This is a genomic window from Halomonas sp. HG01 (genome assembly GCF_000968715.2).
Taxonomy (GTDB): domain Bacteria; phylum Pseudomonadota; class Gammaproteobacteria; order Pseudomonadales; family Halomonadaceae; genus Halomonas; species Halomonas halophila.
The window spans coordinates 881,878-902,208 of sequence record NZ_CP022134.1; the positions used below are offsets into that span (position 1 = coordinate 881,878).

General features: G+C 64.9%; 17 protein-coding genes. 8 read left to right on the forward strand and 9 right to left on the reverse strand.

The annotated features are described in order from the left end of the window. The first annotated feature begins 71 nt into the window (after positions 1-71). Positions 72-1,493, forward strand: coding sequence for a metallophosphoesterase (locus UN84_RS04030; RefSeq protein WP_052719237.1), 1,422 nt, complete (start codon positions 72-74; stop codon positions 1,491-1,493). Continuing rightward, on the forward strand, positions 1,490-1,765 hold the full coding sequence (locus tag UN84_RS04035) for an amphi-Trp domain-containing protein (protein WP_035596484.1): 276 nt from the start codon (positions 1,490-1,492) through the stop codon (positions 1,763-1,765). Before UN84_RS04030 ends, UN84_RS04035 begins: the two co-directional genes overlap by 4 nt. Before the next feature lie 83 nt (positions 1,766-1,848). Here the strand turns inward: UN84_RS04035 and UN84_RS04040 are convergent, their stop codons facing one another. The 4 genes from UN84_RS04040 to speB form a co-directional block, all read right to left on the reverse strand. Continuing rightward, the gene (locus tag UN84_RS04040; protein ID WP_046077781.1) at positions 1,849-3,297 is read right to left on the reverse strand and encodes an aldehyde dehydrogenase family protein; all 1,449 of its coding nucleotides are present in this window, start codon (positions 3,295-3,297) and stop codon (positions 1,849-1,851) included. Between the two features lies 1 nt (position 3,298). After that, positions 3,299-4,933, reverse strand: a complete 1,635-nt coding sequence (locus UN84_RS04045) for a 5-guanidino-2-oxopentanoate decarboxylase (protein ID WP_082090793.1) — start codon at positions 4,931-4,933, stop codon at positions 3,299-3,301. 49 nt (positions 4,934-4,982) lie between these two features. Beyond that, positions 4,983-6,362 (reverse strand): YjiH family protein, encoded by a 1,380-nt coding sequence (locus UN84_RS04050; RefSeq protein ID WP_046077779.1) that lies wholly within the window; start codon positions 6,360-6,362, stop codon positions 4,983-4,985. Positions 6,363-6,426: 64 nt separating this feature from the next. Then, positions 6,427-7,377, reverse strand: a complete 951-nt coding sequence (speB, locus tag UN84_RS04055; RefSeq protein ID WP_046077778.1) for an agmatinase — start codon at positions 7,375-7,377, stop codon at positions 6,427-6,429. A 177-nt stretch (positions 7,378-7,554) separates the two neighbouring features. Here speB and UN84_RS04060 point away from each other — a divergent pair, with 177 nt between their 5' ends. From UN84_RS04060 to UN84_RS04085, 6 genes are all read left to right on the forward strand, one after another. Beyond that, positions 7,555-8,976, forward strand: a complete 1,422-nt coding sequence (locus UN84_RS04060; RefSeq protein ID WP_046077777.1) for a sigma-54 interaction domain-containing protein — start codon at positions 7,555-7,557, stop codon at positions 8,974-8,976. Between the two features lie 284 nt (positions 8,977-9,260). Continuing rightward, positions 9,261-10,637, forward strand: a complete 1,377-nt coding sequence (locus UN84_RS04065) for a site-specific integrase (RefSeq protein ID WP_046077776.1) — start codon at positions 9,261-9,263, stop codon at positions 10,635-10,637. Then, positions 10,630-11,307, forward strand: coding sequence for a hypothetical protein (locus tag UN84_RS04070; protein ID WP_152662814.1), 678 nt, complete (start codon positions 10,630-10,632; stop codon positions 11,305-11,307). Before UN84_RS04065 ends, UN84_RS04070 begins: the two co-directional genes overlap by 8 nt. Before the next feature lie 65 nt (positions 11,308-11,372). After that, complete coding sequence (locus UN84_RS04075; protein ID WP_082090792.1) at positions 11,373-11,681, forward strand: hypothetical protein; 309 nt, start codon at positions 11,373-11,375, stop codon at positions 11,679-11,681. Continuing rightward, on the forward strand, positions 11,678-11,959 hold the full coding sequence (locus UN84_RS04080; RefSeq protein WP_082090791.1) for a helix-turn-helix domain-containing protein: 282 nt from the start codon (positions 11,678-11,680) through the stop codon (positions 11,957-11,959). The genes UN84_RS04075 and UN84_RS04080 overlap by 4 nt, the downstream gene beginning before the upstream one ends. Positions 11,960-11,987: 28 nt before the next feature. Continuing rightward, on the forward strand, positions 11,988-12,362 hold the full coding sequence (locus tag UN84_RS04085) for a MarR family transcriptional regulator (RefSeq protein ID WP_202020710.1): 375 nt from the start codon (positions 11,988-11,990) through the stop codon (positions 12,360-12,362). Between the two features lie 261 nt (positions 12,363-12,623). On the opposite strand, the gene UN84_RS04090 is transcribed toward UN84_RS04085, so the two are convergent. The 5 genes from UN84_RS04090 to UN84_RS04110 are packed head-to-tail and all read right to left on the reverse strand — an operon-like array spanning position 12,624 to position 20,288. Beyond that, positions 12,624-13,325, reverse strand: a complete 702-nt coding sequence (locus UN84_RS04090; protein ID WP_046077774.1) for a M48 family metallopeptidase — start codon at positions 13,323-13,325, stop codon at positions 12,624-12,626. Beyond that, positions 13,322-16,699: a type I restriction endonuclease subunit R gene (locus tag UN84_RS04095; RefSeq protein ID WP_046077773.1), complete on the reverse strand. Its 3,378-nt coding sequence runs from the start codon at positions 16,697-16,699 to the stop codon at positions 13,322-13,324. The genes UN84_RS04090 and UN84_RS04095 overlap by 4 nt, the downstream gene beginning before the upstream one ends. A gap of 26 nt (positions 16,700-16,725) precedes the next feature. Then, entirely contained in the window at positions 16,726-17,820 is a 1,095-nt protein-coding gene (darG, locus tag UN84_RS04100) for a type II toxin-antitoxin system antitoxin DNA ADP-ribosyl glycohydrolase DarG (RefSeq protein ID WP_046077772.1), read from the reverse strand. After that, a complete protein-coding gene (gene darT, locus UN84_RS04105) occupies positions 17,817-18,473 on the reverse strand; it encodes a type II toxin-antitoxin system toxin DNA ADP-ribosyl transferase DarT (RefSeq protein WP_046077771.1) in 657 nt (218 codons plus the stop codon). Before darT ends, darG begins: the two co-directional genes overlap by 4 nt. Before the next feature lie 3 nt (positions 18,474-18,476). Beyond that, a complete protein-coding gene (locus tag UN84_RS04110; protein ID WP_046077770.1) occupies positions 18,477-20,288 on the reverse strand; it encodes a GmrSD restriction endonuclease domain-containing protein in 1,812 nt (603 codons plus the stop codon). Positions 20,289-20,331 lie beyond the last annotated feature (43 nt).

Sequence of the window (20,331 nt, forward strand, 5' to 3'; positions counted from 1 at the left end):
TCATAGGCTGGCTCGTTCCCGCTTTCTCCTTCCCTGCTTTCTTCTTCCCTTCTTTCTCCAGGAGCCCGCGCATGGCGAGTGGTCAGGCCCGTTCCGAGACATCCGGCGCGAATGTCGGCGATGAGGCCCGCGGTGTTCCCCGCGGCTTTCCCCGCTACAAGGGACCGTCTTGGCTGACCGAGGCGCTGCCCACCACCGCGGAGCCCTGGGTGCCGGGCGGGCGCAACGCCCAGGCGCGGGGCGGCAGTTCGCCGGCGGTGGTCACCCGCCTGCTGCGCCGCGCGGTGTCGCATCGCCCCTGGGCCTGGCCCGAGCGTCGGGTCTTCTTCATCTCCGACCCGCACGCCGATGCGCAGGCCTTCGTGGGCTCGCTGGTGGCCTCGGGCGGCGTGAAGCAGACCGGGCCGGGCCTCGACGAGATCCGCCTGACCAAGCGCGGCCGCAAGGGCGCCTTCGTGATCGGCGGCGACTGCCTGGACAAGGGGCCCAGCAACCTGACGCTGCTGCGCAGCCTGCGCCGGCTGATGGACAGCGGCGCCCGGGTGACGCTGCTGGCGGGCAACCATGACATGCGCCTGCTGATGGGGCTGATGGCCCTGGAGCACGAGCGCTCGCCGCGCACCGAGCACCTCTTCGTGCGCATGGGCAGCAAGGCCATCCCGCTGCTCAAGGAGGTGTACGCCGAGTACCTGGCCGGCAAGAAGAAGCCGCTGGCCGGCGTGCCGGGCAGGAAGGGCTGCCGGCGGCGGCTGTTTCCCGGCGAGGGCTGGTTCGAGGCCTTCCCGGCCATGGCCCGGGAGCAGTTGAGCGACAAGGCCATCGAGCGAGAGCTCGCTCGGCTGCGCAAGAAGGTGGCGAACTTCGAGGCCGCCTGCGAGAAGGCCGACCTGACGCTGCGCCAGGTCTACGCCGCGTCGCAGGTGCTGTGCGCGCTGTTCCTGCGCCCGGAGGGCGAGTTCGCCTGGTTCTTCGAGGCCATGCGGCTCGCCCACCGGGAGGGTTCCTTCCTGTTCGTGCACGCCGGGCTGGACGACAGCACCGCTCGCCTGATCGAGGACGAAGGCGTCGAGGCGTTGAACCGGCGCTTCTCCGAGCAGGTGCTCGAGGATCCCTTCGGGTTCTACTATGGGCCGCTGGCCAACACCCTGCGCACCAAGTATCGCAAGGTCGATTTTCCCCTGACCGAACACGGCGTCGACCGCGTCTATCGCCAGGGCATCCACGCCGTGGTGCACGGCCATATCAACCTCACCGCCGGACAGCGCCTGATGATTCGCCGCGGCATGCTGCACATCGAGGGCGACATCACCCTGGACCGCAACTCGCGTCGCAAGGAAGGGCTCGAGGGGCATGGCATGGGCGTGACCATCATCGACCCGGCGGGCCGGGTGATCGGCATCAGCAACGACTATCCGCATGCCAAGGTCTTCGAGCCGGAGCGCTATCTCGAGAAACGGTGTGCGGCCACCCAGAAGAAGGCAAGACCATCATGAAGACCGAGAAGAGCCTCTTCCGGCACGAATCGCTACAGAGCATCAAGGGCGCCCAGGAGATCCTCAAGGCGATCACCAAGGGGTTGGCCAAGGGTGTGCTGTCGTTCTCGGACGACGAAGGCGAGATCCGCCTCGCGCCCAAGGGGCTGATCAATCTCAAGATCACCGCGCGCAAGGAAGACGACTATCACCGCCTGGATATCCGCCTCTCCTGGCAGGCCAACGACGGCAAGGCGAAGAAGTCGACGCTGAAGGTCGGCCACGACGAGTAGGGATCGTCTTTCCTGAAACGCTTTGAAACGACGACGCCCTGGCCAGGCGGCCGGGGCGTCGTGTATTGCATGGCAGGGCCGATTCAGCCCGCCGGTCCGATCAGGTGCTTGACCTCCAGGTAGCCCGCCAGCCCCCAGGGGCCCAGCTCGCGGCCGATGCCGCTGATGCCGAAGCCGCCCCAGCTCGCCTCCGGCAGCACCAGCTGCTCGCTGTTGAACCAGATGCTGCCGGCCCGTAGCGCGCGGCCGACGCGGCGGGCGCGGTCGGCGTCGCCCGAGATCACGGTGGCGGCGAGGCCGAAGGCGGAGTCATTGGCCAGCGCGATCGCCTCGGCATCGCTGTCGACGCTGCGGGCGCACAGCACCGGGCCGAAAACCTCCTCCCGCCACAGTCGGCTGCCGACGGGCACATCGCGATACAGGGTCGGCGCGACGAATTCGCCTTGGGCGGGCAGCTCGCGGTGCCGGGCGTCGCGCACCGCGATAAGCCCCTCCTCGGCGGCGATGGACAGGTAGCCTTCCACGGCCTCGCGCTGCCGCGCGCTGGTCATCGGGCCCATGTCGGTATCGTCGGCCAGCGGATCGCCCAGGCGGATGGTATCGATGCGCGTGGCCAGCGCCGCATAGAGCGCGTCGGCCAGCGATGCGTGCACGATCAGCCGCGAGGTCGCCGAGCAGATCTGCCCGCTGTTGAAGTAGATGCCGGCCATCACCCAGTCGGCGGCGGCCTCGACCTCGGCGTCGTCCAGCACCAGGATCGGCGACTTGCCGCCGAGCTCCAGCGACACGCCCCGGGTGCCCTCGGCGGCGGCGCGCATGACCTTCTCGCCCACGGCGTTGCTGCCGGTGAAGGACAGCTTGTCGATGCCCGGATGGGCGCTGAGCGGCGCGCCGATGCCCTCGCCGTCGCCGTGCACCAGGTTGAGCACCCCGGCCGGGAGGCCGATCTCGAGGGCGATTTCGGCCACGGCCTGCTCGGGCAGCGGCGTGATCTCGGAGGGCTTGAACACCACCGTGCAGCCGGCGGCCAGCGCCGGGGCGATCTTCCAGGCGCTGGTGACCAGCGGGAAGTTCCAGGGCGTGATCAGCCCGACCACGCCGGCCGGGTCCTCGTAGGTGCAGGCCTCGATGCCGTCCATGCCATGCTCGACCAGGCGCCCCTGGCGGGCCTCCAGGTCGCGGGCCTGGCCGGCGTAGTAGCGATAGCAGGCGATGGCATCGTCGAGATCGATGGCGGTCTCGGCCAGGGCCTTGCCGTTGTTGGTGGAAGACAGCCGCATCAGCGCCTCGCGGCGCTCGACGAGGGCGTCGGCGAAGGCCTCGAGGTAGACCGCCCGACGCTCGCCGCCCAGCGCCTGCCAGGCGGGCAGGGCACGGCGTGCGGCGCCCACCGCGGCGTCGACGTCGGCCGGGTCGCCGGCGGTGACCTCGGCGATCGTCTCCTGGCGGTAGGGATCGGTCACCGGCAGGCGGCGCTCGCTGCGGCTCGCGATCCAGTGGTTGTCGATGAACTGCTGGGTGAGTCGTTGCATGTCAGGCTCCAGGTCCGAATTCAGGCGAGGCGGCGCGAGCCCAGGCCGCGGCGTCGATCTCGATCAAAAGCGGACCGTCGGCGGGGCGGCTGGACAGCGCCTGGGCCAGCTCGGCGGGGGCGGCGACGCGGGTGGCGGCACAGCCGAAGCCGCGGGCCACGGTGAGGAAGTCCGGGGCCTGGAGGTCGACGCCGAGGCGGGTGACGCCGGCGTCGTCCATGAAGCGGCGGATCTCCTCGTAGCCCTGGTTGTGCCACAGCAGGATCACTACCGGCAGGCGTTCCTCCACCGCGCAGGCCAGCTCCGGCAGGGTGAACATCACGCCGCCGTCGCCGACCAGGGCCACCACCGGCAGGTCGGGGCGGGCGAGGCTGGCGCCGAGCGCCGCCGGCAGGCCGTAGCCGAGGGTGCCGTAGCCGGTGGAAGCGTTGAAGAAGCGCCGCGGGGCCGGCTGGGCGACCAGGTGGTTGGCCGCGTAGGTGGTGGCGCAGGAATCGCCGACCAGGATCGCCTCGGGCAGGGCCTCGCGCAGGGTGTCGAACAGCGGCACATAGGCGGCAAAGGCCGGGTCCTCGGCGAGCCCCATCGCCTCATGGGCGGCCCGTGTACGCTCGGCGCCGCCACGGTTCAGCCGGGTTCCTTTGAAGTGCGACGCCAGGGCCGCGAGGGCCTGGCCGGCGTCGGCCACCAGGGCCAGGTCGGCGGCCTGGTTGCGGGCCAGCTGCTGGGGATCCACGTCGATGCGGATCAGTCGGCCGTCGAGCGTGAAGCCGTCGTCGAACACCACGTCGTAGTCGGTCTCGCCGAGCTCGGTGCCGATGGCCAGCACCACGTCGGCGTCCCGTGCCAGCTCGCGCACCGCCGGCAGCGAGGCGTTGGCGCCCAGGTCCAGCGGATGGTCGCGGCCGAGCAGTCCCTTGGCGTTGATGGTGGTGACGGCGGGGGCATCGAGCGCCTCGACCAGCGCGCGAGCGGCCTCGGGGGCGGCCACGCTGCCGCCGCCGAGCAGCACCAGCGGGCGTGCGGCATCTGCCAGCCAGGCGCCTGCTTCGGCGATGGCCACGGGATCCGGCGCGGCCTTGGCCAGTGCCGCTTGCTGCCAGTGCCGCGGCGTGCGGACCGGGGCATCGAACAGATCGATGGGAATCTCGAGATGCACAGGCCCCGGCCGTGCGCCTTCGAATACCGCGAAGGCCCGGGCCAGCGTTTCGGGCAGGCCCTCGGGGTCGAGCAGGGTGTGGCTGAAGCGGGCGACCCCGGCGATCAGCTGCTGCTGGCTCGGCAGTTCATGCAGCCGGCCCTGCCCGCGACCCAGGGTGTCGCGGCGATTGACGCTGGAGATCACCAGCATCGGCACCGAGTCGGCCAGCGCCTGACCCATGGCGGTGGCGATGTTGGTCATGCCGGGCCCGGTGATGATGAAGCACACCCCGGGCTTGCCGGTGGCGCGGGCGTAGCCGTCGGCCATGAAGCCGGCGCCCTGCTCGTGGCGCGGCGTGACATGGCGGATGCCGCTGCCCTCGCCGCCGGCGAGGCCGCGGTAGAGCTCAACGGTGTGCACGCCGGGGATCCCGAACACGGTGTCCACCCCGTAGGTGTCGCGCAGCAGGCGAATCAGCAGGTCGGCGCAGGTCATGGGCGTTTCTCTCTCAGGATTCAGGCTCTCGCGGTTCATGGGGATCGTCTCAGCCCACCAGCCAATGGCCCATGAACACGATGATCGGCAGGGTGATGGCGGTGCGCAGCAGGAAGATCACCACCAGCTCCCACAGCTTGAGCGGGATCTTCGATTTCAGCAGCAGGGCGCCGATCTCGGACATGTAGATCAGCTGGGTCAGCGACAGGCAGGCGATCACGAAGCGGGTCAGCTCGCTCTCGATGTCGCTGGCCAGCACCGCCGGCAGGAACATGTCGGCGAAGCCCACCAGGGTGGCGGGGGCGGCGGCCTCGGCCTCGGGGATCCGCATCCATTCCAGCACCGGCACCATGGGCGCGGAGAGCCAGGTGAACAGCGGCGTGAATTCGGCCAGCACCAGCGCCACGGTGCCGATGGCGATCACCAGCGGCAGCAGGCCGAGGAAGATGTCGGCGACGTTGAACAGCGCGATGCGTGCCAGCTTGAGCGGACCCGGGGCGGTCTCGGCACGTGCCACGGCCATGCCCAGGCTGTAGCGCAGCAGGCTCTGGTCGCCGGTGTTTTCTTCCTGAATCTGGCAGCCTACTGGCTCGTGGTAGGCGTTCGACTTGCACGACAGCGGCGGCAGGCGCGGCACGATGACGGCGGCGACCAGGCCGGCGACCACCACGGTCAGGTAGAAGGGCACGAACAGGTGGTTGATGCCGATGAAGCTGGTGACCAGCAGGGCGAAGGCGATCGAGACGATGGAGAAGTTGGTGGCGATCGCCGAGGCCTCGCGGGCGTTGTAGTAGCCCTGCTCGTACTGCTGGGTGGTGATCAGCACGCCCACGGTGCCGGATCCCATCCAGGAGGCGGTGGCATCGATGGCGCTGCGCCCGGGCAGGCCGAAGATCTTGCGGAAGGGCGTGCGCACCAGACTGCCGATGAACTCCATGAAGCCGAAGTCGACCAGGAAGGGCAGCAGGATGGCGGCGAAGAAGAAGAAGGTCAGCAGTACCGGGGCCAGGTCGTTGAGCATCACGCCCCCGGTGAAGGAGGCGGTGACCGCCTCCGGGCCGACCTGGAAGTAGGTCATCAGCGCGAACGCCGCGCCCAGCACGCGCATGATCACCCACAGAGGCGCCACGTCGAACAGCTCGTGCAGGGCGCCCTCGCGGGCCCAGGCGGGCCGAGTCAGCTTGACCGTCAGCGTCAGCGCTACGGACAGGCACAGCACGACCGTGGCGATGGTCGGCAGGGCATCGCCGAGCAGCGCCTTGAGGCCGTCGGCCATCAGGCCCATGCCGATGTTGATGGTGTCGCCGGTGGAGAAGGGCACCAGGAACAGGCCGATGCCCAGCAGCGAGGGGATCAGGAACTTCAGCAGTCCGGCGCGGCTCAGCGGTGCCGCGCGACTGGCCAGTTGGGTGTCGAAGGAGTTGGCCATGGGGTTTCCCTATTGATCTTGTAATGGGTAGAACCCGGCCCCGGGGGGGCCGGGTCGGGTCGGCTCAGTCGCGGTGTATCACGCCGGGCAGCACGCAGAGCATCTCGTAGAGCAGGGTGGCGCCCATCAGCGCGGTGTTGCCGCTGGTGTCATAGGGGGGCGAGACCTCGACCAGGTCGCCGCCGACGACGTTGAGGCCCGCCGCGCCGCGCACGATCTCCAGCCCCTGCTGGGCGGTGAGGCCGCCCATCTCGACGGTGCCGGTGCCGGGGGCGACCGAGGGGTCCAGGCCGTCGATGTCGAAGGAGATGTACACCGGGCCGTCGCCCATCTGCTCGCGCACTTCGGCCATCAGCGGCGCCAGCGACTTGTACCAGCACTGCTCGGCGGTCACGACGCGGAAACCCTGGTCGCGGCACCAGTCGAAGTCGTCGGCGGCGTAGCCGGTGCCGCGCAGGCCGATCTGCACCACGCGGTTGCTGTCCAGCAGGCCCTCTTCCTGGGCGCGGCGGAAGGGGCAGCCGTGGGCGATTTCCTCGCCGAACATGTGCTCGTTGACGTCGGCGTGGGCATCGATGTGAATCAGGCCGACCGGGCCGTGCTTCTTGGCGATGGCGCGCAGCAGCGGCCAGGTCAGGGTGTGGTCGCCGCCCATCGTCAAGGGCACGCAGTCGTGAGACAGCACCTCGTCGTAGAAGCCGGTGATGATGTCGAGGTTCTTGGGCAGGTTGAAGGTGTTGATCGCCACGTCGCCGATGTCGGCGACCTGCAGGCTGTCGAAGGGCGCGGCGCGGGTGGCCATGTTGTAGGGGCGAAGCATGCGCGACTCGTCGCGAATCTGGCGCGGCCCCAGGCGTGTGCCGGGGCGGTTGGAGGCGCCGATGTCCATGGGCACGCCGATGAAGGCGGCATCGAGCCCGGCGGCGCTGTCCTGGGTGGGCAGGCGCATCATGGTGGCGGGGCCGCCGAAGCGTGGCATCTCGTTGCCGCCGAGGGGCTGGTTAAAGTCGCTCATTGGGGCTCCATATCATTGGGGTTGTTCATCGTTACCTTAAGCATGAAACGTGCCACTTTTTAACTAGCTGATATTGTTGGAGGTTTAGAGTGCGTCGATTCATTTCTGGATCGCTGGCACCGTGGCCGTGATACATTGGTGAATCGCGCGATTCATTTATGCATCACGGGGCCTTCCATGAGCGAACTCGACAGCTGCATCCTGCAGACCATCATCGACACCGCCCACGATCACTTCTTCGTGGTGGATACCGAGGGGCGGGTCTGCGAGGTCAGCCCGGCCGCGGCGGCGGTCTATGGCATGTCTCGTGAGGAACTGTGCGCCACGACCGTGCAGCAGCTCGAGGCCGAAGGCGTACTGAAGCCCTCGATCAGCCTGGAGGTCATCCGCACCGGCAAGCCGGCCCAGCTGATGCAGGTGACCGGCACCGGACGGCGGGTGATCGCGCAGGCGCATCCGGTGTTTCAGGGCGGCCAGCTGGTGGCGGTGGTCAGCCGGTCGATGGACCTGACCGACCTGCAGATGCTCCAGGAAGAGTATGCGTTGCTGCAGCGTCGCTTCAGCGAGCATCTCATGCGTGGCGGCGGCGCCGAGGAGCCCGGTCTGGACGTCGACCTGGGCGAGCTCGAGGTGCGTAGCCGGGTGATGCGCGAGGTGGCGCTGCTGCTGCAGCGGGTGGCGCCGACCGACGCCACGGTGCTGATGCTTGGCGAGTCGGGCGTCGGCAAGACCGCCTTCGCCCGCCAGCTGCACCGCTGGAGCGCGCGCGGCGATGGGCCCTTCATCGACGTCAACTGCGGCGCCATTCCGGAGAGCCTGTTCGAGTCGGAGATGTTCGGCTATCGACATGGTGCCTTCAGCGGTGCCGCGCCGGGCGGCAAGGCGGGTCTCCTGGAGCAGGCCGAGGGCGGGACCCTGTTCCTCGATGAGATCGGCGAGCTGCCGCTGGCGATGCAGACCAAGCTGCTCAAGACCATCCAGGACGGCAGCGTGACCCGGCTGGGCGACACGCAGGCGAGGCGCATCGATTTCCGGCTGGTGGTGGCGACCAACCAGGATCTGGCCCGGCGGGTCGAGGAGGGGGCGTTCCGTCTCGATCTCTACTATCGTCTCAATGTGATCCCCGTCACCCTGCCGCCGCTGCGCGAGCGTCGCGAGGACATACCCGGCCTGGTCGAACGCCAGCTGAAGCGTCTCAACGCCCGCTATGGGCGTGACAAGATGATCGGGCGTGACGTCTGGCAGGAACTGATGGGGCGGGACTGGCCGGGCAACGTGCGGGAGCTCGAGAACTGGCTGGAGCGGGCCTGGCTGTCGGCCGGGGAAGATATCATTCGTGGCGAGCGCGCGGCCGCGGAATGGTCGGCGCCGCTGCCCGAGACGGAGCCGGGCCGGAGCATCGAGGGGAGGGCCGCCGCCACGCTGCTCGAAGGGGAATCGCTCAAGGCCATGCTGGCGCGCACCGAGCGGGCCGTCCTCGCCGAGCTATGCGGCGAGCTGTCTTCCACTTATGCAATGGCCGAGCGGCTCGGCATCAGCCAGCCCAGCGTGGTGCGCAAGCTTCGTCAGCATGGGCTGCGGATCGGGCAGTGGGGGTAATGAAACAAGCCGAGGGAAACGAAAAACGCCCACCGCTCGATTGAGCTAAGTGGGCGTTTTTACTGATGTCCTTGGTCGGAGTAGCAGGATTCGAACCTACGACCTCTGCCTCCCGAAGGCGTTGACCTTATATTTCAGCAGGAACTAACAGAAGCAATAGTCGTCATATATATCAATAAAAACAATATCTTGGATATTCCTTTCTGTTTGCCACTTGTTGCTAGTTTGTGCCCGTTCTATCCTGCATTTGCTACCTATTTGCTACCTAGAACAAGGGGTCGGGAATGGCAGGTGACAATAAGCTGAAGCTGACAACCAAGGCGCTGGAGCAGCTTTCCAGGCAGCCTCCGGTCGATAGCGTCTTCGACACCGAGCTACCTGGTTTTCATGTGAGGCCCAGCAAGCGCGGTTTGACCTTCCGGCTCTACTACCGCACCAAGACCGGTCGGCAGCGCATCCTGACGCTCGGCCGCTATGGCACCTTAACGGCTGCACAAGCCCGCAAGGACGCCACCGAGGCGCTGGCCATCGTCGCTCAAGGTGGCGACCCGCGTGCAGTGTTGGAGGAGGCTAAGGCCGAAGAGGAGCGCCAACAGCAGCAGACCCTTCGCGCCTACCTGGATGGCCCCTATGCCGTGACCCAGCGACGCAAGAAGGACGGTGCCGCCACCTTGCGGCGCATCCACCATGCGTTCGAGGGCTGGCTTGACACGCCGATGAGTGAAATCTCACGAGCCGACGTCGAGCGTTGGCAGGGTGAGCGCGAGGCCAAGGGCGAAGCCTATAGCACCAGCAAGCGCAGCCTCGGTGCACTCAAGACACTGCTGGCTCATGCCGCCGAGCGTAAGGTGATACCAGCCAACCCCCTGGCGCGTATCAGCCTGCAACGGCCAGCTATGAGCGAGGAGGAGATGGCCGGCCAGGCGTCTCTGCGGCGCTATCTGGAGACCGAGGAGGTGACGGCGCTGTTCGCTGGCCTCGATGCCTACCAGGATGGGAAGCGCGAGCAGCGCCGTCTCAGTCGCGCCCACGGCAAGGCCTATCTGCCCGATCTCGACAGCGTGGCCTTCGTCGATCACGTGAAGCCATGGATCCTGATGATGTACTACTCCGGCTTCCGTCCGGGCGATATCACCGGACTACGTTGGGAGCATGTCAATCTGACCTTCGGCACCATCCGGAAGGTTATTGAGAAGACGGCGCACCATCATCCTGACCCGATGACCTTTCCTCTTTCCTCGGCCGTAGTGAAGGTGCTTTCTACCTGGCATCAGCAGCAAGGTGAGCCAAAAACCGGGCTGGTATTCCCCTCATCTCGCAATGGCGGCCGTATGGACAAGACGTCGATGCAAAAGCCGTGGGCGAAAGTGCGAAAGCTATCCGGACTGCCTGACGATCTTCAGCTTTATAGTCTGCGTCACAACTTCGCATCTCAGCTCGTTATGGCCGGCACAGACTTGCTGGCCGTCTCAAAACTGATGGCGCACTCGGATATCCAGACCACAATAGCCCACTATGCTCATCTACGACCGGATCACACCCGCGACGCCGTGGAGGCATTCGCGGCTTCATCGCCAAAGCTAAATGGTCCTGCTGACAACCGCCAAAAGACGATGAAGGCAATCCATCGCGGAGAAAAGGAGGAGGTTGTTCATGGATGAAGAGCTGAAGGCTATCCAATCCGATCTGGATAATGTGCTGGATCGCTTAGCTAATTATATGTGCAGTGACAAGCTCCAAAATGCCTTCAATCCACCACGGCCGAGTGACCGTGATAAAGCTGCACGTGCTGCTTTCTGTTACGCAAAAAAGGATGGCTGCACAAATCTTGAATCAGCTGTTCACATATCTCGAAGGCCAGCCAGAGGACCAGAAAGCTATCCTCGAGACTCCCGATTGAGTGAGGCAAACCCCAAAGGTAGCGTGATTTCGAAGTTCATGGATGCTCTTCGAGCTATTAATGATTGGGATGGCTCGGGATGGCCGTTAGAAGATTGTTATTTGGAGTTGCTAGGAGATGTTGTCAGAAGCTGGGCCGAGAAAGAGTGTTCATACCTTGGTGAAAATGTCGGACTTGATTTGACAAAAAGAAAAGAGGTGGATCCCAAAAGTTGGCTTAGAGAAACTGTTGCGTGGGAGGCGTTTACTCTGCACCTAGACGATCCGGGAAAATATCCTGTGAGTGAGCAGCTTTTTGAACTGGTTGGCAAAGAATATGGTATGTCGTCATCAGTGGTGAAGCGGGCATACTATTCTGAGCGTCCTCGCATGATGCGCGAAGCGTTTAAAGAACAAGGATTTAAGCAGTGGTCAGACACTGAGGAAAACTGACCATTACTGCGCCACTCTGATTCGCCAGGCTGAGAAGCATCAAACCGCAACATGGAGATGCTTCTATGCCTACCAAGACGCAAGATCCCAGCGACATCCTAGCCAATGCGATGGCCAAGTATCGTGATGGCCTCGACCCGAGGCTCATAGAGCTGCCCGAAGCGGCGGTGTTCCCTCATCTGATCCCTGCCCAACCAACGACTGCCCGAAAAGCCCGTTGTACCGGCACCCTCCTCGGAAAACCGGCGCCACGCTTCATCAAGCGCGGTCGGTCAATCCGCTATCGTCTCAAGGACGTGCTTGACTGGCTCGCTGATGCCGACGATTACGGGAGCACCGCTGAAGTGGCTGTGGCAGGGAGGTTGCTGTCATGAAGATGACCGCAGGCAAGAAAAAGCCCGGGGTGGAGACCCGGGCCACTTCCAATGCTATCTATGCCGAGCCTAACACCCACGCTGGAAAAGTCCTAGCGGCGCTGCGTGAACGACCTATGAGCAACATTGAGCTAATGCGGGAGCTCAACATTGCACACCCGCCAGCAGCCGTGAGGGATCTTCGTCGTGCCGGTATTGGCATCGAGACCCAGGAACATCCTCACCCCTTTAAGCCTGATGAAAAAATCAAGCGCTATCGCCTCATCAGCGAGGGGTGATCCTATGGCGAGAAGGAGAAACAGGTCGGTGTCGAACTGGCAGGGCGGATACCTCGCCCTGCCCAAGGTGGTCACAGAGCACGAGGACTTCCGCTTGCTCACTCCCTCCGCGCACAAGGTTCTAATGGCCCTGGCTTGCAAGTACAACGGGAAGAACAACGGCGATCTGTCTGCCACTCTCACGACAATGAAGGCGTGGGGAGGTATGTCCCACACCACGCTTTCCAAGGCCCTCAAAGAGCTTCAGGAGCGCCGTCTGATAATGAAGACCAGAGATGCGGTTATTGGCCGTGAGGGGCCTCGCTGCGCCTTGTACGCGATCACTTGGCAACCGATAGACCCCTGCGACGGTAAGATGGATGTTGCCGACACTAACATGCCGCCGAGAAGGTGGACGTCATGATTTCGGTTTCTACCGTGTCCAGAAAATGGAGTTTATCGGGCCAGAAAATGGAGCAGTCACTCGAGTGCGCGGAATCCTGCCCAGCAAACGCTCCAGAAATTGGAGCGATTGGGCAGATTTTGGATGCTTCTCGGCTCCAGATAATGGACACCTTACTAAGTTACCAAGGGGTAGGGAGAGGGCAAGGCCTTACCTGGCTCGGATCGATCGCTGAACCAGAGAGTGCCACTGGCTACCCTAGGGCTTGATCTCAGCGTTTGGCTATACCCCCTCCACCTCTATGCCGTGCCGGGCGAGCCAGCCCTTGCGCTGCTCGTAATCCGGCATGGCGCGCTCCAGGCGGCGCCAGAAGGCCGGGGTGTGGTGGGGCTCGTGCAGGTGGACGAGCTCGTGGACGACCACGTACTCGGCGATATGACGGGGCAGCAGGATGGTTTTCCAGTGGAAGTAGACCCGGTTGCCCTTGCCACAGGAGCCCCATCGGTAGCCGAGGTCCTGCACCGTCACACCGGCGGGCTCTACGCCCAACCGCTGGGCGTGCTCCTTCACCTTGGCGGTGAGCCAGTCGCTGGCGCGGGCGCTGTACCAGCGGATGAAGTGCTCGCGAGCATCGGGTAGGGCATCTTCGCGTAGCTGGAAACGCCCGGCGACGAGCTTGAGCGGGACGCTCTGGGCATCCGGGAGGACTCTCTTGAGCCGGTAGCTGCGGCCCAGGTAGAGGAAACCCTCGCCGTTGACGTACTCCTTCTGCGGCAACTGTCGGCGGTGCTCGGCCTTCTGCGCCAGCTTCTGGTAGATCCACAGCCGCTTCTCGGTCACGAAGTCGCGCAGGAGCTGCTCATCTGTGCCGGTGGGCGCGGCGATCACCAGCTCGCCGTCGCGGTCCACGGTGATCTCCAGCGTCTTGCGGCGCGAGCTCTCGCGCACCTCAAAGGTGAGGTCGTCCACGGCCAACTGTGTCATGCGTTCACCAGCTTGTGGTGGTTGCTGCGCGCCAGCTCGAAGAGCCGCTCGGCGATGGCCTCGGCCTGGTCCATCGGCACCAGGTTACCCATCATCAGCTGGCTGAACAGGTGCTGCTTGAGGCGCTCCTGATCGGGAATGTGCGAAGGCTTCCAGAAGTCAGGGATGGCGATCTCCGGCTGGATCGTGGCCACGACCTCTTCGGTGGCATCGAGCAGCGTCTGGGCGGTGGCCGGGTCCATGCTCTCTGGCTCCAGGCCGGCGCTGGCGGCCAGTTCTCGCCAGAAGGGCTCGGCATGGGCGGGCATCTCGGGGATCGTCTCGCCATCGACGCTGGCGCCGTCGCGTAGCTGCTGGATCAGCGTCCTGAGCGCCTCCACCTGCTCGGCCCACTGGCCATCGAGTTGATCGAGCAGCTCCTCCAGACGCTCGCTCAGGCGGCCGTACTTTACCGGGTCCTCGTCCAGGTGCTTGCGCACGTGAGAGCGCACCGCGTGCTCCATCTCCGAGGCCTTGGCGCGGTCACCGGCCTGGCGTCCGACATGCTCATCGAACTCGGCGTCGGTGAGCTGTACTGGCGGGATGCGCGGGTCGATGCCGAGCGAGATCACGTAGTCATCGATCAGCTTTCGTACCTTGTTGCCGGTATCGCGGCCGAGCTCCGGGGTGTCCTTGTAACGGTTGCGCGCCAGGGCATGGATATAGGCGAGGCGCTTGGCGTCATTGACGAACTCCAGCCCCTCGGGGCGTGGGAGCACATCGTCCAGGCCGCGGTTGAACTCCTTGAGTTTGACCATGAACTCGGCGCGCACCCGTTCATCACCAAGGGCCTGCACCGCCTCCTCGGCGTCGTCCAGGTCGTCCACGCCCTGGGCGCGCAGCACATCGACCACGCGCAGGTGGCGGTCGCGCAGCAGCGGGATCTCGTCCTTGAGGCTCTGAAGGGCGCCCTCGATGTCCTCCTCGCTGTAGGCGGCCAGCGCCTCCTTGAGGTGGTTGGCCACGCCGAAGTAGTCCACGACGATGCCGTGAGTCTTGCCATGGCCGGTGCGGTTGACCCGGGCGATGGCCTGCAGTAGCTCCGCCTCGCGCAGTGAGCGGTCCAGGTACATCACCCCCTCGATGGGGGCATCGAAGCCGGTCAGCAGCATGCTCTTAACGATCAGAAAGGCCAGCGGGTCGTGCTTGGCGGGATCCTTGGGCGCTTCGCCGGAGAGCGGCGGCAGCGGCTTCTTGAAGCGCTTGATATGGTTCTCGACGGCGGTACGATCACTCCACCTGGCCCAGGCGGAGTCGTCGTTGTTGCCACTGCTGAACACCACGGCAAACTCCAGCTCACGCACTACCTGGCGATAGCGCCAGGCCTGGATCGCCGCCTTGATCCGCGGTGGGCGTTCCAACAGCTGTGTATCGTCCAGCGCCTTGTCTTCGGGGGAGAGCGCCATGGCTTCTTCCAGCAGCTCGTCCCTGGCCTGCTCGAGGGCCTTGAAGTAGCGCAGGGCCGCCCGGCGACTGTAGGACACCAGCTGTGCCTTGTAGCCGTTGGGGAGGATGTGGGTGACGTAGTGGCGCAGGATGTCTTGGGCCTTCTCCTGGACCAGCTGCGGCGCCTCGAAGATCTGCCCCTTGGTGGCGTACTTTTTCTTGATCGCCTCCAGCTCTTCCTTGCTGTGGTTGCGAAACAGGTCCTCGAACAGGCCATCGAGGCTGGCACCGTCCTTGATCGCCCCCTTGGCGGTGCGTCCCTCGTAGAGGATCGGCACTGTGGCGCCGTCTTGCTCCGCCTCCTTGATGGTGTAGCGGTCGATGTACTCGCCGAAGATGTCATGGGTGCGCTTCTTGTCGCCCATGATGATCGGCGTGCCGGTGAAGCCGATTCGTGCGGCGTTGGGCAGGGCGCGCATCATGTTGGCGTGCAGGTCGCCGGCCTGGGTGCGGTGGGCCTCGTCCACCAGGATCAGGATGTCCTCGCTGGTATTAAGCACCTCGAAGGGTTCGCTCAGGGTCGGTTTCTTCGGTGTGCCACTGCCACTTGAGGCACCAGGCTCGGCGGCATCGCGACGGCCGCTGTCCAACCCGCCGCTGGCGCCAGCATCATCCGGCTCCTGCTCTGCCTCGCTCTCGCTCTCGGCGTCCGGGTCGCGATACTTCTGGATGGTGCCGAACACCAGGCCGGGACCATCGCGTGCCAGCAGCTTCTTGAGTTGGGCGGTATTGCCGGCCTTCTCGACGCTCTCGCCGGTGAGCTCGGCGGTGGCGGAGAGCTGGGCCTGCAGGTCCTTGCGGTCGGTGATCACCACCACCTTGAAGCGGCGCAGCGCCGGGTCGGTGCGCAGCTTGCGCACCAGGAACACCATGGAGAGGCTCTTGCCGCTGCCCTGGGTATGCCAGACGATGCCACCGCGTTGGTCGGCCTCGCCGTCCTCTCGTCGTGTCCTGCCGTGTCTCAGCCGCTCTACCGCGCGGGTCATGCCGCGATACTGCTGATAACGGCAGACCAGCTTGATCTCCTGGCCGCCGATATTCATGAACAGGGTGTAGTGGCGCACGATGTCGAGCAGGTTGGCCCGGGTGAGCATGCCGGCGATCAGGCGCTGCTGGGCAGAGAGATCGGCCACGCCGAGGTCGATGGCCACCTCCGCCTCGCGCATCGGCGCCACCGTCTTCCAGCTGAGGTAGTGGGCGAAGCGGGCGCCGATGGTGCCCACTCGCGCCTCGTCGAAGTTGCTGGTGACCAGGAACTGGCTGGTAGCGAACAGGGCTGGGGCGCCTTCGTGTTCCTCGACCTCGTTCTCTAGGAAGCGCTGATCGTGGTAGCGACGCAGCTGGTCCACCGCCTGGCTGAGCCCCTCCGGCACGGTGCGACTCTTGCACTCCACCACCACCAGCGGGATGCCGTTGACGAACAGCACCAGGTCCGGGATCACGTGCCCCTTGGCCGAGTCGTGCCCGGGCGGGCACTTCACCTTGAATTGGTTGACCACCGTGAAGACGTTGTTGGTGGGCTCGTCCCAGTCGATATAGCGCAGCACCTGCCCACGGCCGCCGTCCCAGCCCTCGAGCCCCTCGACGGGCAGGCCATTTACCAGCAGCTCGGTGGCGAGCTTGTTGGCCTCCAGCACCTTGCTGGCCGGCAGTCGGGTGATGGCCGCGACCGCCTGGTCCAGGCGCGTCTCGTCGAGCCAGGGCTTACCGTCGCTCAGGTTGATCTGTCGCAGTCGCTCCCGCAGCAGTGGCTCCATCACCACCTGGGCGAAGCTCTCGCGGTGGGTAACGGCGGGATCGTCCACCGAGCCCGCCAGGTATTCCCAACCCTGACCTATCAGTTGGTCGATGAAGGGCTTCTCTACATCCGTGTATTCGGGGCTGGCCAAACCGTCACTCCTTGTGCCAGTGGGGACTATCTTTCGGCGGCTAGTTTCAGGGGCGGAATAGCTTCACCGGTCAGGCGCTCCAGCGCCAGCGCGATCAGGCGGTCCGAGAACAGGCGCAGCTTTCGCTTGCCGGCCACATCATCGGGCCAATGCCGAAGCCCTTCCTTGACGGCCTCGACGGACGGCTCGACGCCCTCCCGGCTAATCAGCCAGTCCAGGGTTGCCAGCACCTCCATCCCTAGCGGCGACTGGAAACCGTCGATCAGAACATCGACCTCCTCGAGCACTTCGGCATAGGCCCTGGCCTCTCGACTGCGCAGATATGCATGCAGTCGGTCACGCCGCGGCTCATCGAACCAGACCACTTCCTCAGGAGAGGCGTCGTTGATGCGTTTCTCGCTATGCAGATAGCTGCCGTCCATGCCATTGAGGAGATGGCGTAGCCGGTCGGAGTAAGGGCCATATCGGTGTGGCTGGAATTCGAGCCTGAGGGGGTTGTCGAGGCCATGGGCGACGATCCGCTGCTCCATCAGCCAGGCGAGCTTCTGTACCTCCAGCAGTGAGCACTCGAGGCCCAGCACCCAGTAGCGGCGCACCAGCTCGGCGATCAGCGCACGTGCAGGTGTCAGCTTCTCGACGCCGGAGCGCTTGGCGACGTTCTGGTATTCGGCTGTGGGCTCAAAGACCAGCACTCGGACATTATCCAGTTCGCCCAGGGTGGCCTCGATGCGCGGGCGCACCCGGTCCCAGTCGAGCCCCCCGTTGCCGCAGCCCAGAGGTGGCAGGGCGATGGAGCGAATGCCCTGTTCACGGATCACCCGCTTGAGGTCCTCAAGACCGGACTCGATCCACTCCATGCGCGTTCTGGCGCGCCAGTGCTGCTTGGTAGGGAAGTTGATGATCCAGCGCGGGCCCAGCAGAGCCTCCCTCTCGGTGACGAACATGCGCCCGGTGGCCACTTCCTGGTGCTTACAGGCGGCCGCATAGGCCGCGAAGTTCTCGGGGAAGGACTCCTTGAACATCAAGGCGATGCCCTTGCCCATTACGCCCACGGTGTTGACGGTGTTGACCAGCGCCTCAACGTCGGCCTCGATCAGGTTGCCACGGGTGTATTCAATCATCGGAAGAACCATTTGGGTCGTGTCACCACCTTCAGCGGAAGCTGGTGTGCCGCTACCTGTGCTTCTACAGCGGCTCGGACCTCATCAGTATACGTGCCAATGCCAAGCAGTGCCGAGGCCGGCAGATGGTGATGTACGAGGGCCTCGGCCTGGTAGCGCTCAGTCTTCTCTGGGTCTTCTGGATCTCGACTGAAGTCCTGCGCCTGCAACAGCTGCCAAGGGACGAACTCCGCGAGATCCTGCAGTCGGTTGCTAAAGCGGGCCAGGGGCATATAGGCGTGCCGGTCGGTGAAGACAAAGGGCAGTCCCAATTCCTGCATACGTGGCAGTGAGCAGACCAGCACGAGGATGTCCTGCTTGCTTTGGATAGGCACGCCACGCCCTGTCACGATGTTGAGCAGCATCGGAGAGGCGGGCGTGAAGTAGAAAGGAATGTAATCGCTGAGCGTGCCGCCAGGCGGCATGGGGACCTCTCGAGTCGCTCGCCGTCCTATCAGCTCGCGATTGCCTATCGTGATGAATCCCGGATCCTGCTCCTCGGCCGACCGACAGTAGAGCCCGTTTGTCAGCAGCCACGGCAGATTATCGCGATGCGTGATGCGAAAGATCAGGCCCTTGCGGGCATTCAGGCTACGGGAGAGGTCGGTGGCCATGGCTTAGTCTTCCCCCTCCTCATCGGAACCCTCCAGCGGCTTCTTGCCCATGGCCTTCTCGATGATCTCGAGCAGGCGGCTCTTGCGCTGCTGATAGAAGACATGGAAATCGTCGGCGCGCAGGGCCTCGGTCGGAATCCGGTGGCCTTCGAGGATGGCGTCCATCGCCTCGTCGTCGAGCTGGACCTGCTGGTGATCCTGCAGGCGAGCCAGGTACTCGGACGGCGCATCCCCGCCGATCATGCGGTTGGTGCGGGCAGAGATCGGCGTCTTGTTGATGATGGCGTCGTAGACGCGATAGGAGAGGCCCTGAGCCTCGCACCAGGCACGCGGGAAGATGTGGTGAATATCCAGCGCGACGCCCTGCTGGTCGAGCGCCTGGATGTCGCCCTTCCAGAAGAAGTCCCTGGCTCCCTCGCGCAGGATCAGCACGTTGATGCCCTTGTAGGCGGCGCTGTTACGGCTGCGCAGGGTCTCGAGGCGTGAGGGATCGAAGGAGGCGTCGATCACGGTGCGCGGTAGCTCGTCGTCGTCCTCGAACCACTGCATCAGCTCTTCCAGGTCCAGGGCGATACGGGTTTCCACGGCGCCGCCGTAGAGCTCGCCCAGCACGCCGCTCCAGAACCAGCGCGAGAGCTTGGCGTGGATGCGCGGCTCGCGCCAGCGATCGCCCAGGAGTGTCATCACCGCGGCCAGCGGCACCAGCTGGGTGGCATAGGGCAGCTCGCGGCGGCTGTAGAAACACTCCCCCTTCAGGAAGTAGGCCGCCTCGACGAAGCCCTTCTCCACGGCATCGGCCCAGCGCTTGTAGGCCTCCAGGGGCAGGTCGAGCACCGAGGCGCGCTTGGCGCTGACCGGGCGCACCTGCTTGCCGGTCTTGCCGTCCAGTAGGTCCTGATGCTTGCGCTCATGGGTATGCAGCAGGGTGATGGCCTGGAGCAGGTCGGTGCTCTCGACATCCGCCAGCAGCTCGTGATTCTCGAGGCGGGCCTTGCGCGAGGGCACCTTGCGGATGTCGGAACCGAACCAGTCGTCGCGCAGGTTGTAGCCCTCGGCGGCATAGCTGGCGGTGATCAGCTCGAACACCGAGAGCTGCACGCCGCCGGTATTGACCTTCTCGAACACCAGGCAGACCGCTTCCTTGGAGGTCTCCTTCTTCAGCTCGATCACCGGCAGCTGGTAGGCGGAGAAGGCGCCGAGGATCTTCTTCTGGAACTCCAGGAAATCCCCCATGGCCTCCTGGTTAAAGCGGAACAGGTCCTGCAGCCAATCCGAGGCATCGAGGATCTTGTCGCAGGGGAACAACAGCTGCTCGCACTCCAGCTGGCGGGTGGAGAGATCCAGTTCCACCTCGCGGCCGAAGTTCTTGTGGGTCTGGCGGTTCTCGTCCACGGCCACCACGGCGTCCTCCAGGCGGTCCTCGCCTTCCAGCGCCATGCGGATGTCGAAGTAGTAGTGGCGCCGGATCTTCTTGCCCTTGGCGGTGCGAGTGTTCACCGGCGTGGTCAGGCCCACCGCCTGGGTCAGGCTGGTGAGGCGCTGCTGGCCGTCGAGGATCAGGTGGTCCGGGTCCTTGGTGACGGTGTTGGGGTCGATCCCCTCCACTGGGCGGGTCTGGAAACGCACCTCGCCGCCGGTTTCCATCAGCATCACCGCACCCACGGGGAAGGAGCGGGCGATGCTGACCAGCAGGCTCTTCACGTGATCGTCGTCCCACACCCAGCCGCGTTGGAAGTCGGGGAGCTGGATCTTCCCGGTGGTGATGTCCTTGAGCAGCTCGGGCAGCGAGCGCTTGGTGCTGTCGAAGGTGGTCATGGCAGTTCCCTTTGCGATGTGATCCTGGTGTTGTGATGTTGTT